This window comes from Sulfurimonas crateris, assembly GCF_005217605.1.
GTDB classification, from domain to species: Bacteria; Campylobacterota; Campylobacteria; order Campylobacterales; family Sulfurimonadaceae; genus Sulfurimonas; species Sulfurimonas crateris.
The window spans coordinates 158,735-171,878 of record NZ_SZPX01000002.1; the positions used below are offsets into that span (position 1 = coordinate 158,735).

Below are 13,144 nucleotides of genomic sequence, written 5' to 3' on the forward strand. Positions count from 1 at the left end.
TATGACAAATCTTGACCTCTATGCAAAAGCCGAACATCTACTAGGCATCGAAGAGGCGACGGAGGCGCTTTACGACCTCTACCGCTCAGAGCTTGACGAGTATAAGATAAAGACGCTTTTAGATGTGGGATGCGGTCGCGGCGGATTTATACAGCGTATGATGAGTGACGGAGTGACATGTAAAGGGATCGACCTAAGTTCGGTTATGGTCGATGAGTGCAGGGCAAAAGGTCTTAATGCGGAGTGTATAGATATAGCGGATGAGAGCGGAAAATATGATGCGGTAGTGGCTATATTTGACGTGCTTAACTTTTTGGACCAAGAGGAGCTTTTGAAGTTTCTCGACGGTGTTGCCGCTAGGCTTAACGATGATGGGGTCTTTATAGCCGATATAAATACCCTTTACGGTTTTAGCGATGTGGCGGAGGGTACAATGAGCAGTGAGAACGAAAAAGAGTTCTTGGTTGTAGATGCAGTCTTTCGTGATGAAAAACTATATACACAATTTACTCTATTTCAAAAGAGTGAAAACTCAATATATACAAAATATCAAGATACTATAGTTCAATATTTTCACAAGATCAGAGCTTTTGAGAAACTACCGTCTCTAAAGCTTGTAGACAAACAGACCTTTTCGCTCTACGATACCAAGGACAAAACGCTTCTTATTTTTAAAAAGAGATAGGCTCCAAAAGCCTGTATCCTACTCCTTGAAGGGTAGAGATAAAATCAAGACCCACTTTCTTGCGGAGTCTAAATATCATATTTTTTATGGCTGCATCACTCATAACTCTGCTCTCCCAAATATCTCTTTGAACCCTCTCGCTGCTTATAGGTTTTGCATTCTCTTTTATCAGCAGCTCAATAAATAGAGCCTCTTTTTTTGTCAATCTTATAGGTTTGTCATGCAGCAGCAGCTCTTTTGTAGAGAAGTTGTAGAGAAGTTCTTTGCGAAGTGGCACATTTTCGCGCGGCGGCAGTTTAAAGGAGATCTTTTTTAAAAGCAGGATAAGGTCGTCATATCTTATTGGCTTTAGTTCATAGGAGATGAGGTTAAGAGGAATTGCTCTTAGGAGATACTCCTCATCCTTGTATGCGCTGAGTACTGCAATTATGCACTCATTATCACTCTTTCTGACCTCTTGTATAAACTCCAAGCCGTTTTTGCCCTCAACTTTTATGTCTGAGATAATCACGTCTATGCGGTTCTCTTTATATGTCAGCAGAGCCTCTTTTACGCTCTTGCAGATAAATACCTTTTTAAAGTAGATGTTGAAAAGTTTTGCGGTGTTTGTAGCAAACTCTTCATTATCTTCCAAAAAGAGAAGTTGTAGCTCTTTTAATCTATCCATGTAAGAAACTCTATTGTAAAAATAGCGCCTTCTTCTGTGTTTGAGGCAGTAATAACGCCGTTGTTTTTCTCAATAAGAACTTTTGCCAAGTATAGACCGATCCCCGAGCTGTTTTTTGTACTTACGGTAGGCAGAAATATCTCCTCAAAAGATTGATCTTTTATGCCTCCGCCGTTATCCTTTATGGTTATTTTCTTATTTTCGATCTCTATGCGGATCTCAGGATTGAAACTGTTTCTTAGCTTAAATATCTCTCTTGAGTTGTTTAGTATCGCAAAGATCACCTGTGAAAACTCATTTACATTGCCAAATACAGGCTCTTTTTCATGTGAGACTATATATATCTTTATATCTTCAAAGTAGAATGTTCCTTCAATGATCGTCAAGATGTCGATAACGGCATCGGCGATAAAGAACTCTTTGTTGTCCGTAGATGGGTGGTAGAATTTTTTAAATGTCTCTATCGTCTCTGCCATAAACATAATAATATCTTCTGAGCGCTTTATAGATTTCAGGTAATCACTTTTACTCACACTTGAATCAGACTCGAATTTTGCCTTGTTGAGATTGTTGATCGAGCCAAGAGAGGAGAGCGGTTGTTTCCACTGATGGGCAATGTGCATTAAAAGCTCGCCAAGAGCCGCCTGTTTTGACTGCTGGAAGATCATCTGCTCTTTTGTCTTGTTCTTTTGGATCTCCTCTTGAACTCTTGCTTCAAGATCTCTTTCGTAAGCCCTTAGTTTTAAGTGTGTGCCGACGCGCGAGAGAAGCTCATCGGGATTAAAAGGCTTTGTTATATAATCCACGCCTCCAGCTTCAAAAGCCATCTGGATGTCTGAGGGTTTGTTCTTTGCACTTAAAAATATCACGGGAGTATGCATAGTATTTGGGTTTTTTTTGAGAGCTCTGCAGACCTCAAATCCGTCCATCTCGGGCATCATTATATCTAGGAGTATCAGGTCTATATTTTTCTCATTCGTTGCAATGTCGATAGCACTCTGCCCGTTTAGTGCGGGAATGAGGTCATAATCCCCAAGAAGTTCCATCAAAACGTCAATATTCTCTTTTACGTCGTCTACTATAAGTATGGTCTGTTTATTATGCATTTAACAACTCCTTTGCTTCGCTGAACTTATATTTTTGTATCAATCTTTTTACCTTTTCAAAGAGCTCTTTATCCTCTTCGTCCAGATCATACATCTCTATCTCTTGAACTATCGGTTCACACATTTTTGGGCGTCTTGATGCTACTGCACTACGCAGCTTTAAAAATAGAGCCTCTCTTTGTTCTTGGCTGATCTCAAGCGCACCTTTTACTTCATCTAAAGGGTTTTTGTCTTTAGTGCGCTCATCCGTTTTTAAAGTCGGTCTTAATTGCTCAAGTTCGATCTCAAAAATAAAGCTGCTCCCCTCGCCAAAGGTGCTCTCAACCCAGATCTTGCCTCCCATAAGCTCGACAAGCTCCCTGCATATAGCAAGTCCAAGACCCGTACCCCCGTATTTTCTTGTTGTGCTCTCATCTGCCTGCGTAAAAGAGTTAAACAGATTCTCTATCTGTTGTTGCGATAGACCTATTCCGGTGTCGCTTACCATAAATCTAAATCTACTGTTAGAGAGCCTGTTTACGAAAAGCTTTACATAGCCGCTGTGTGTGAACTTGACCGCATTGGAGGTTAGGTTTGAGAGCACCTGCATGATCCTCAGACTATCGCCGTAAACATACATTTCATCGGTTTTGTCATAGATTATCTCAAACGCAAGGCCTTTCTCTGCCGCTTTTATTTTTGTTATGTTGCTTATGCTGTCAAGTACTTCTATAAGATTAAAATCACTCTTGTTTATCCTCATCTTTTTAGCCTCTATCTTTGAGAGGTCTAAGATATCGTTTAGAAGTGAGAGCAGATCGTTTGATGCGTTTTCTATGATCTGCACGTACTGCAGAAGCGGTTGTGTAGTAATATTTTTCTTAATAAGGTATGCCATGCTGACGATGGAGTTCATCGGTGTTCTTATCTCATGCGACATATTTGCCAAAAAGTTTGATTTTGTTTTTGATGCCTCTTCTGCCTTTGCTCTGGCATTTTCGAGCTCTTTATTTAGTAAAGATAGCTTTCTTATCCAGTATGTCACGCCAAGAGCAATAACTCCGGCAACAGCCAATATTTTCCATATTAGTGAGTAGTTAACACCGTTCTCATAATTGATGGCAACCCATTTGTTTAGTATTTTCTGCTTCTCATCGTCACTTACGGAGTAAATCGCTTTTTCAAAAACAGCCAAAAGCGTAGGGTCATCGTTTCTAACTCCAATTCCTAGTTCCCACATATCTTCAAACTTACCTGCGATCTTAAGCTCTCCGGTGAACTCTTTTTGAAAGAAGTACCCGACACTTGCCAGTGTTCCAATGTAGCCGAAAAGTTCGCCGCTTCTAACCATCTCAAGCCCATCTTTTGCACTTTTTACATCGACTATATTTAGCGAAGGGTATCTTCTCTTTAATATTTCATTGTATGAGTACCCCTCTGGAATCCCTATCTTTTTATCTCCTACACTCTCAAAATCTGCAATAAATGCCACATTAGGTCTGGTGGCAAGTACAACGGGTATTCTAAGGTATGGAGATGTGAAGTCAAGATACTCCTTTCTCTCTTTAGTCTCCATCGCAAGTGGCAAAATATCGCATTTTCTAGCCCTTGCAAACTCCAGAGACTGCATCCAGTTATCTGTTTTTACAACCTCTATGGGAATGGAGAGATCTCTTTTAAACAACTCAAAGTAATCGGCACTAAGTCCTACGTGCTTGCCCTCTTGAATGCTCTCAAAAGGCATCCAATTCGGATCGACACATGCCTTGATGACTTTTTTACTCTCTAGGTAACTCTTCTCGTATTCGCTAAGGGTAGAGATCTGCTCATTTAAAATATTTTCGCTTTTATAAGTTATATATCCGCTCTCTTTAAGATTGTCAAAAGTATAGTTATTTAGAAGTTCAGAGAGTTCAAAGCCATCCTTTAAGAGACCAAGTTTTGCATACATCTGCGCATTTAATTTTATAAGCTCGGGAACTACAGCTCCTACTTTAAAAATATTTGTTTTAAAGAGTCTCTCCACAACAATAGCCTCATAAAGAAGAGACTCTTTGGATTTTGCTTGTGAGTATTTGTCATATATTAGGTCTATAATCTCTTTTTTGTGTTTAAAAGCATACTCCCATCCTCTGTTTGTTGCAACGGCAAACTTCTCTACCATATCTGGATTGTTGCGAGCTAACTCATCTGAGGTAAATAGCTCTACATCATATGAGTAGATCCCAAAATCAGCAGGATTTAAAATATTATATTTAATTCCCTCTTTATCAAAAAAATAGGGCTGGTTAGAGATAAAGATAGACATAGCGTCAACTTCACCGCTTCTAAACTTATCTATACTGAAATCGTGAGTTACAAGAGTGTAATCGCTGCTTTTAACTCCTCCCTCTTTTAAAAGCACACCTATGCTGGTGTGATCTATCTCATATGGCAGAGCCATTATCTTCTTGCCTCTAAGCTGCTCAACTGTCGTTATCTCAGGCTTTACCGCAAAACCAAGAGTATTTTGTTTAAAATATGAGGCGATAAGCACAACAGGCTTGTTTTGAAGTCTGTCTAAAATAAGTGAAGATGAGGAGACCCCAAACTCTGCTCTCTTCTCTATAACTTCATCGCTGATATCTATTCCGTTCGCATACTCTCTAAGCTCTACGTCAAGACCGATCTCTCTATAGTACCCTTTTTCAATTGCGGCATAAAATCCTGCAAATTCAAACTGGTGTTTCCACTCAAGCTGGACTGAGACCTTCTGAATTGAAGCCATAATAGTTGTTGAGAAGAGTAGTAAAGTCAGCAGTTTTAGCAATATAGATCCTTTAATGATAATATTCTATCCTATAAAAGTCTCAAAATAATCTCAAAATATAAATAAGACATCTTTATGACAAAATAGTGTTATAATTTTCCCATGGAAAAAACAAAAAAAACAATTTTAGTAGTAGACGATACAGAGACAAATATTGATATTATGCTTGAGTTACTTTCAGATAAGTATGATGTAGTTGTCGCACTTGACGGCAAAAGCGCTTTTGATGCGGTTGGGGATAATGAGGTAGATTTGATACTTCTTGATATTATGATGCCTGATATAGACGGTTACGATGTTTGCCGCGGATTAAAGGCTGATGAGAGGAGTATAAATATTCCTATAATATTTATAACGGCTTTGGATGATGAGAAGAGCATAGAGAAAGCTTATGCGGCAGGCGGAGACGACTATGTAGCTAAGCCTTTTAAGCCGCTTGAACTCTTGGCTAGAATTGATACTCAGCTAAAGTTAAAAGAGCTTATAAACCACCTTAACTATATATCCTCCTATGATGAGATGACGGGAATATATAACAGAAGAAAGTTTTTTGAGCTTGGAGAGAAGAGGTTTGCTCAGAGTACAAACGAGCTCTACGCCGTAATGATAGATATAGACAAGTTTAAAAACATAAACGACAGCTACGGACATCCGACGGGAGACAGAGTTATAAAAATAGTTGCCAAAACAGTATCGGAGTATCTCTCACATGATGCCATTTTTGGAAGACTAGGAGGCGAAGAGTTTGCGATCCTGTGCAACTGCCCCTCACCAAAAAGCGTCTCTGAGAATATTGAGAGCATAAGAGCGGCTGTAGAAGCATTAGAGCTGCTCTCGGATGCGGGAGAGAGTATAAAACTCACTATAAGTGAGGGCGTAGCTAAAAGAAATAGCGCTACAAAAAGTCTTGATGACCTACTTAGAGTTGCGGATGTCGCACTATATGAGGCAAAAGGGCTGGGTAGAAACAGGGTCATTTTTAGGTAATCTGATTTAGGTACTGTTTGTTTATCTTTAAAAAATGGTATCATCTTAGTTAATAATTGAAAAGGTTTACTGAAATGAGAAGAGACATCGATAGCAACAATCTTCAGGTCAGAGAAGCTCTTATGAAGATGGCTTCGTTTCATCTCTACTTTGCCTCAGCTGCTCTTTATATTTAGGGATCTTCAAGCCTATCTCTGATAAGAAAAGAGGATACCGTGGCAAGGTTGGGAGGCGACGAGTTTGTCGTTTTACTCTCTGATCTTAGCGATAATGAGTCAGAGGCTTTGGAGATGGCACGAAATGTATCGCAAAAGATACACAGCGTTATGGATAGAGGTATATTTGTAGGAGATGTAGTTCTAAACGTAACACTGAGTTTAGGAGTCGCACTTATCGGCAAAGATGGTGAAACAGTAGATGAGGCTCTAAAACATGCGGATATGGCAATGTATAACGCAAAAGATGCGGGAAGGAACTGCACCAAGTTTTATAGTAGGTTTAATGGCAGAGGTGCTAAAGAGGTTTGATAACGATCTCGCTTATCTCTGAACTTGCACCAAGTCTCATAGGCGGTCCCCAAAATCCAGTTCCTTTATTCACATAGATCTGAAGCTCCTCATTGTGTCGGTGCAGACCGCTAATATAGGGCTGCTGAAGCTGAACTAGAAATTTAAAAGGGTAGAGTTGTCCGCCGTGCGTATGTCCGCTTAACATCAGATCAACACCGCTGGTTACTTCATAAATAAATCTCGGCTGATGAGCCAAAAGAACCGTGGGGGACTCTTGGGTGTTTTCTAGAGCTTTTTGGAGGTTTGGCATATATTTTTCTGCTCTGTATCCAAAGATGTCATAAACACCCGCAAGATTAAAACCTCTGCCGTCTTCTCCAATATAAACATTTTCATTTTCCAAAACCCGTATGCCAAGAGATTTCATACTCTCTATAATGGTCTCTATGTCGTGAAAATACTCATGATTTCCGACTACGTAGTATGTCCCCAGTTTTGAATTTAACTTTTTGAGTACGTTTAGCGTCCCTTGTGCACCAAGAACATCTACGTCTATAAGGTCTCCGGTAATAACGACAATGTCAGGATCAAGTCTATTCGCCTTATCTACAATATCCTCTATAAAACCTTTGTCTATAAGCCCTCCGATATGAATGTCACTGAGCTGGACTATCTTGTATGACTCTTTTAAGCTCTTGATCTTAACTTCTACCTTTTGAATTTCTACAAATTTGGCATTATGAATAGACTTTAGAGTCAGCGTAGCTGCTGCAGCTATAGATGAGACGTCGAGGGATTTTTTAAAAAATGCTCTTCTTGAGTCGGAGATCGGTGCAAATGAGAGAAGCACTCTTGAGATATCATAAACGACCGCACTCCAAAAGAGTAAAAAAAGCACACCGATAGGAAGTGAGAAGAGAAAATAGAGCCAGCTTGGCGTATCTACATAGTATCTTGCCATCATGTAACACAAGATGCCCAGAAGGTTGATTATAAGAAATATACGAAAATAGTATTTTGTCTTTTGGTTTATATCAAGTTTGGCGATAAGCCTTCTGCTTATATACATATTGAGCAGGATAAAGACGCCGATAAAAGCGGTAAAAAAGAGTATGTAATTCATCTGGGAAGTATATCAAAATTGAAAAAATGTTATCATTCTTTTTATGAAAATATGTAAAATTTGCAGTAGTAATACAACATCTATAACAGATACAAAAACTCAAAAAATATATCATAAATGTCCTGAGTGTCGCTATATTTCTCTTGATGAGGCTTTTTACGTCGATGAGGAGAGAGAAAAAAAGCATTACGATAAGCACCACAACACTCTTGAATCTCTGGGCTATGTAAAGATGTTCGAGGATTTAGTGGAGGAGTTCGTCCTTCCTTACAAAGATGAGATAAGAAGCGCGCTTGATTTTGGGTGCGGGGAGGGTGAGGTACTGCCAATAGTTTTGCAGAGGAGTGGAGTAGCAAGCGACAGATATGACCTCTTTTACTTTCCTACAAAAGTTTATGAGGGAAAAAAGTATGACCTTATTGCCTCTACCGAGGTGTTTGAACATCTCTCATTCCCGATTGAAGTTTTTAAAAAACTGCTCTCTCATCTGGAAAAAAATGGCTATCTTCTGCTGATGAGCGCATTTCATCCAGATAATGACGAAGAGTTTTTAAAGTGGTGGTATATAAGAGACGTGACACATATTGGCTTTTTTAATATCAAAACGTTTGAGTACATGGCACAGAAGTTCGGTGTTACAATAATTAAACATAACTTTAAAAATATAATTCTTTTTCAAAATAGATAGCTATAAAAAGAAATAGAGGTTATACTCTGTCAAAATTATGTCAAGGATTAAGAATGAAAAATATAGTTATCTCTGCACTTATGGTGCTTTTTGCCGCTTCAGGTGCAATTGCAAGTCAAAAAAGCGGATGTGAACTGGCTCAAGTAGGAGCTGTTGAGGTTAGTTGGACAGGTTATAAAACTCCTAGTAAAGTAGGTGTAGGCGGAGTTTTTGATAGCGTAGCATATACACCTGTTGCAAAGAGCGGTGAGAACTTTCGCTCGATCTTGGTCGGTTCATCTGTTGTAATTGATACTTCAAGCGTAAACTCAAAGCATGAGGATCGTGACGGCAAGCTTGCTAAATTTTTCTTCGGTATGATGAGTGAGAAAAACATCAATGCAAAGATAGTAGATATCAAAGCTGATAAAAGAGTAAAAGATGCGCCAAGAACAGGCGTAGTAGATGTAGAGATAGAGATGAACGGTGTTAAAAAAACAGTTCCTATGACATACAGCTTTAGCGATGATATATTTGAAGCAAAAGGAACTATCGATATTTTAGACTTTAGCGCAGGCGATGCTCTATCATCAATAAATAAAGCGTGTTTTGACCTTCATGAAGGAAAAACATGGAGTGAAACAGGGATAGCGTTTAAAACTAAGATAGAAGCTATTCTTTGTAATGTTAAACCGTTAAAAGAATAACATAAAACCATACTCACTTATTTATAAAAAAACGTAAAGTGTCAGTTTTTCTCCCCTATCCGAAAGATAGGGGTAGCTTTAGGGGGTTGTAGGGACTTTAGTCCATGCCACCAAAAACGGACGAGTTCGTTTTTGTGCGTAACATCAGTATACCGCTCTTAATCGCATTTATGTAGCTAAGAGTGTTCGCATTGCCTTTGTAGGCGATGTCAAACGCAGTTCCATGATCTACCGAAGTTCTGATTATCGGTAGATTGAGCGAGACATTTATACTCTCATCAAAGTAGAGCGCTTTTAGAGGTGCGAGACCCTGGTCGTGATACATCGCCACGAAGTATCTATACTTCTCTCTGGCATGCGGCGTAAAAGCGGTATCTGGAACAAGCGGACCCACAAACTGCTCAAAACCTATCTTCTTGTTTGCACTCTTTATAGCTTTTGTAATTCTAAGCTCCTCATCTCCAAGAACTCCGTTATCACCCGCATGAGGATTAAGCCCGAGAACTGCCACGCTCTCTTTTGGTATTGAGTTATGAAGAGCCAAAAAGAACTCTTTTAGCTTTTTGTACTGCACTGCAGACGCTACATCTTTTAAGGGAATATGCTCGGTAAATAGAGCCACGAACATCTTCTCGCATCCAAGCATCATAATGGCATCTTTTTTAAAATAGTCACGAAGCATATCTGTATGTCCTTTGTAGCGCAGACCGGCTAACATCCACGCCTCTTTGTGGATAGGCATCGTCACGACCGCCTCAGTCTCTTTTGCTTCGCAAAGTTTTATGGCGCTTAAAAATGAGTCGTAGGAGTATCTTCCCGCATTTTTGTCAACGCAACCCTCTTTTATATTGAAGCTTCCCTCAACCTCATGCAGTACAAAATCGGAGGGAACAGAGACGTCTAAAAGCTCGCAGGCTTGATTTAACATATAGGAGTTTATGCAGTATATGGGCGCGCAGAGTGCAGAGACCTCTTTGTGGGCTTTGAGAGCTATCTCGATTCCCACACCGTTTAGATCGCCTACGCTGATGGCAATGCGCTTTTTGCTCATCTGGCAGTGAGTCGCTTCATCTCTTTTACAGCATCTGCCAAACCGCTAAAGACGCTTCTTGCAACAATGCTCTGACCGATGTTAAGCTCAGTGATCTCAGCTATCTTCATCATCTCATGGACATTATGATAGTTTAGCCCGTGCCCAGCGGCAACTTCCAAACCTATCTTTTTTGCATGTTTCGCGGCTGCAGTTATCTCTGCTAATGATTTTTCAACTCTTATAGAGAGTTCATTTCTAGGAAGTTCCAGCTCTTTTAGTGAGTGGTTTGAGGATGAAAGTGAAGAGTTGAGCATCGCGTAAATATTTGCAAATGCTCCGGTGTGAAGCTCAACCATCTCTGCACCAAGTTTTTTGGATTTCTCGACTGCTTCTATTGTCGGGTCGATAAAGAGCGAAACAGGGATGATGTAATCATGCAGAAGCTCTATAGCGTAGGCTATCTCATCTTCATGCCCTACTACGTCAAGTCCGCCCTCGGTCGTTACCTCTTCTCTCTTCTCAGGAACCAAAGTAGCGCGGTGGGGTTTTAGGTCGGCTACTATGTTTAGAATATCTCTGTTGATTGAGCACTCAAGGTTAACGGGAAGAGTAGAGTGCTTCATAATGTTGTAGGCATCGACGTCTTGAATATGACGTCTATCCTCTCTAAGGTGGATGGTTATCTGATCGGCTCCATTTGCACACGCAACGTAGAGGGCATTTAAGATGTCAGGGTCGTTGACACGTCTAGCTTCTCTTAAAACCGCCACATGGTCAATGTTTACGCCAAGTTTCATACTACTCAAATATTTTTCTACTTTCTGTGCATAGGATGTTGATAATCGTTTCTCTCACAAGCAGTAAAAACAGAGATCGTACCAAGCGCTAAAACAGCTATTAAAACAAATTTTTTCATCTTCATTCCTTTAAAAACTTTTTTGGATTATATCATTGATTTTGTTAATACTATCTGTGCTTGCAAAACAGCTTTTATCGCCGCAGATCATAAAATTTTCATCTTCAGTTGCTTTTTTCTGGATGAACGGATACTTCAAAGAGGAGAGCTCAAGCGCATTGGATTCCAAGTTTGTTTGCGTTGATTTTATGACTCTCTCACCCTTTAAATATCTAAGGGTCTGGCGCAGCATATATGGGTAGATAACAGGACGTCTGCCAAGCTCGTAAGAGTTGTATTCCATCGTCTTAAATGCAAAGTGGCTGTATTTATCATCTTCTAAAAGTGTGCTAAGAGAGAGCAGGACATCCACGATAATAGAGACAGGACTTGTGTATGTGTTATCTGAGATCTCGGCTTTTGTCTCAAACTCTCCTACGCTGAACTTCCACACTCCTTTGTCATAAAACTTCTCCAGTGCTAAGTTTGCAAAGTGCTGTGCGCGGATAAGGTAGAGTTCCTCTTGTGTAGAGTTAAATGCCTCTATTAGAGCTTGGGATAAAAATGCGTAATCCTCTAGGAACGCTTCTACTTTTGGAGTTTTATGAATTAGCGTGGTGTGGTAAAGCCTGCCCTCAATAAACATAGTCCCAAGAAGCGCATCAAGACTTTTTTTCGCACTTTGTGCGTAGTTTTTATCAATCTTGCCTAGGTTAAATAGAGACTTTATCATCATGGCAGACCACGATGTCTGTATCTTTTTGTCAATAAACGGATACTCTCTTGAGGCTCTTAATCCACGCAGGAGGAACTTTATGTTTTCAAAATCTTTTGGCGCATTTTCGCCCTTTAATCTAACGATATTTTTGCCCTCAAAGTTGCCATCTTCGGTGATGCTTAACATCTCTAAAATCTCATCTATATTTGTGTATCCGTTATCTGATAATAGTTTATAAACTTCATCGTAGCTATAGATGAAGTAAGTTCCCTCTTCGCCCTCGCTGTCGGCATCGCTGGCACTGTAGAAGAGAGAATCTTCGCTCATGTGGTTGTACCAAAAATCTGCAATCTCTTTCGCAATATCTAAAAAGCTCTCATCTTTGTATGTCAGGTAGGCATTTGTATATATTTCGCAGAGCAGGGCGTTGTCGTAGAGCATCTTCTCAAAGTGCGGAACAAGCCACTTGTCATCAACGCTGTAGCGGCAAAATCCGCCGTCAACCAGATCATACATACCCCCTTTTTTCATATTTTGAAGCGTATTTAAGATCATCGCTTTTGCCGCTTTATCGTCGTAGAGTCTGTCAAGTACCAGAAGTGTTCCAAGCGTGCTTGCATGCGGAAATTTCGGAGATACAGAGAAGCCGCCGTAGATTGTGTCGTAGTTGTTTTTTACCTGCAGCATAAAGTTTTTGACAAAATCCTCTTTTAAAACCGTTGCCTCTTTTGGATGCTCTTTATGGTTTAAAAAGCTCTCTATCTCGTCAGCATTTTTAAGAAGCTGCTCATCTCTTGAAGAGACCTTTTGGGCTATAAGCTTACTCAGCTCTATAAAACCCATTCCCTCAATGCTTCCTTCACGAGACTGAGGCGGAATATAAGTTCCGGCAAAAAATGGTTTGTTCTCCGGCGTGCAAAATATAGAGGTAGGCCAGCCGCCGGCTCTGCGGTTTAGCATCATATAGACCTCTTGATAGTGTTTGTCTATGTCAGGACGCTCTTCACGGTCTACTTTTATGCAGATAAAGCTCTCATTCAGTATATCCGCGCACTCTTTGTTTTCAAATACCTTCTCCTCCATAACATGGCACCAGTGGCATGAGCTGTAGCCTATGGAGATAAAGATTGCCTTGTTCTCTTTTTTTGCCCTCTCAAACGCTTCATCGCACCACGGGTACCAATCTACGGGATTGTCTTTGTGCTGCTGAAGGTATGGAGAGTCTTCTGATTTTAATCTGTTTGACATTTTTATTTCTT

12 protein-coding genes are annotated in these 13,144 nt (G+C 40.0%); 5 read left to right on the plus strand and 7 right to left on the minus strand.

The features are described 5' to 3' along the window. Position 1 precedes the first annotated feature (1 nt). On the plus strand, positions 2–685 hold the full coding sequence (locus FCU45_RS03485; RefSeq protein WP_137012321.1) for a class I SAM-dependent DNA methyltransferase: 684 nt from the start codon (positions 2–4) through the stop codon (positions 683–685). Here FCU45_RS03485 and FCU45_RS03490 read toward each other — a convergent pair. The 3 genes from FCU45_RS03490 to FCU45_RS03500 are packed head-to-tail and all read right to left on the minus strand — an operon-like array spanning position 672 to position 5,246. Further along, positions 672–1,352: a response regulator transcription factor gene (locus tag FCU45_RS03490; RefSeq protein WP_137012323.1), complete on the minus strand. Its 681-nt coding sequence runs from the start codon at positions 1,350–1,352 to the stop codon at positions 672–674. The genes FCU45_RS03485 and FCU45_RS03490 overlap by 14 nt on opposite strands. After that, the gene (locus tag FCU45_RS03495; RefSeq protein ID WP_137012325.1) at positions 1,340–2,458 is read right to left on the minus strand and encodes a hybrid sensor histidine kinase/response regulator; all 1,119 of its coding nucleotides are present in this window, start codon (positions 2,456–2,458) and stop codon (positions 1,340–1,342) included. Before FCU45_RS03495 ends, FCU45_RS03490 begins: the two co-directional genes overlap by 13 nt. Beyond that, the gene (locus FCU45_RS03500; protein WP_137012327.1) at positions 2,451–5,246 is read right to left on the minus strand and encodes an ABC transporter substrate-binding protein; all 2,796 of its coding nucleotides are present in this window, start codon (positions 5,244–5,246) and stop codon (positions 2,451–2,453) included. The genes FCU45_RS03495 and FCU45_RS03500 overlap by 8 nt, the downstream gene beginning before the upstream one ends. Before the next feature lie 102 nt (positions 5,247–5,348). Here FCU45_RS03500 and FCU45_RS03505 point away from each other — a divergent pair, with 102 nt between their 5' ends. Both FCU45_RS03505 and FCU45_RS03510 read left to right on the plus strand, forming a co-directional pair. Continuing rightward, positions 5,349–6,233 carry a GGDEF domain-containing response regulator gene (locus FCU45_RS03505; RefSeq protein WP_137012329.1) on the plus strand — a complete coding sequence of 295 codons (885 nt, stop codon included), beginning with the start codon at positions 5,349–5,351 and terminating at the stop codon, positions 6,231–6,233. A 197-nt stretch (positions 6,234–6,430) separates the two neighbouring features. Then, the gene (locus FCU45_RS03510; protein ID WP_281276884.1) at positions 6,431–6,760 is read left to right on the plus strand and encodes a diguanylate cyclase domain-containing protein; all 330 of its coding nucleotides are present in this window, start codon (positions 6,431–6,433) and stop codon (positions 6,758–6,760) included. On the opposite strand, the gene FCU45_RS03515 is transcribed toward FCU45_RS03510, so the two are convergent. Further along, positions 6,747–7,865 (minus strand): metallophosphoesterase, encoded by a 1,119-nt coding sequence (locus FCU45_RS03515; RefSeq protein ID WP_137012333.1) that lies wholly within the window; start codon positions 7,863–7,865, stop codon positions 6,747–6,749. The two genes, FCU45_RS03510 and FCU45_RS03515, sit on opposite strands and share 14 nt — an antisense overlap. Before the next feature lie 43 nt (positions 7,866–7,908). Between FCU45_RS03515 and FCU45_RS03520 the strand changes: the two genes are divergently transcribed. After that, a complete protein-coding gene (locus FCU45_RS03520) occupies positions 7,909–8,553 on the plus strand; it encodes a class I SAM-dependent methyltransferase (protein ID WP_137012335.1) in 645 nt (214 codons plus the stop codon). Positions 8,554–8,606: 53 nt separating this feature from the next. Then, entirely contained in the window at positions 8,607–9,239 is a 633-nt protein-coding gene (locus tag FCU45_RS03525; protein WP_137012337.1) for a YceI family protein, read from the plus strand. 97 nt (positions 9,240–9,336) lie between these two features. On the opposite strand, the gene pdxA is transcribed toward FCU45_RS03525, so the two are convergent. The 3 genes from pdxA to FCU45_RS03540 form a co-directional block, all read right to left on the minus strand. Beyond that, positions 9,337–10,290, minus strand: a complete 954-nt coding sequence (pdxA, locus tag FCU45_RS03530; RefSeq protein WP_137012339.1) for a 4-hydroxythreonine-4-phosphate dehydrogenase — start codon at positions 10,288–10,290, stop codon at positions 9,337–9,339. Beyond that, positions 10,287–11,069 (minus strand): pyridoxine 5'-phosphate synthase, encoded by a 783-nt coding sequence (locus tag FCU45_RS03535; protein WP_170175825.1) that lies wholly within the window; start codon positions 11,067–11,069, stop codon positions 10,287–10,289. The genes pdxA and FCU45_RS03535 overlap by 4 nt, the downstream gene beginning before the upstream one ends. Positions 11,070–11,198: 129 nt before the next feature. Next, on the minus strand, positions 11,199–13,133 hold the full coding sequence (locus FCU45_RS03540) for a thioredoxin domain-containing protein (protein ID WP_137012343.1): 1,935 nt from the start codon (positions 13,131–13,133) through the stop codon (positions 11,199–11,201). Positions 13,134–13,144: the final 11 nt, after the last annotated feature.

What these genes read in the sequence shown, in the direction of transcription:
- pdxA (WP_137012339.1), bottom strand. Translation starts at nt 10,290, where the DNA reads ATGAGCAAAAAGCGCATTGCCATCAGCGTAGGCGATCTAAACGGTGTG.
- FCU45_RS03490 (WP_137012323.1), bottom strand. Translation starts at nt 1,352, where the DNA reads ATGGATAGATTAAAAGAGCTACAACTTCTCTTTTTGGAAGATAATGAA.
- FCU45_RS03495 (WP_137012325.1), bottom strand. Translation starts at nt 2,458, where the DNA reads ATGCATAATAAACAGACCATACTTATAGTAGACGACGTAAAAGAGAAT.
- FCU45_RS03505 (WP_137012329.1), top strand. Translation starts at nt 5,349, where the DNA reads ATGGAAAAAACAAAAAAAACAATTTTAGTAGTAGACGATACAGAGACA.
- FCU45_RS03535 (WP_170175825.1), bottom strand. Translation starts at nt 11,069, where the DNA reads ATGAAACTTGGCGTAAACATTGACCATGTGGCGGTTTTAAGAGAAGCT.
- FCU45_RS03485 (WP_137012321.1), top strand. Translation starts at nt 2, where the DNA reads ATGACAAATCTTGACCTCTATGCAAAAGCCGAACATCTACTAGGCATC.
- FCU45_RS03540 (WP_137012343.1), bottom strand. Translation starts at nt 13,133, where the DNA reads ATGTCAAACAGATTAAAATCAGAAGACTCTCCATACCTTCAGCAGCAC.
- FCU45_RS03515 (WP_137012333.1), bottom strand. Translation starts at nt 7,865, where the DNA reads ATGAATTACATACTCTTTTTTACCGCTTTTATCGGCGTCTTTATCCTG.
- FCU45_RS03525 (WP_137012337.1), top strand. Translation starts at nt 8,607, where the DNA reads ATGAAAAATATAGTTATCTCTGCACTTATGGTGCTTTTTGCCGCTTCA.
- FCU45_RS03520 (WP_137012335.1), top strand. Translation starts at nt 7,909, where the DNA reads ATGAAAATATGTAAAATTTGCAGTAGTAATACAACATCTATAACAGAT.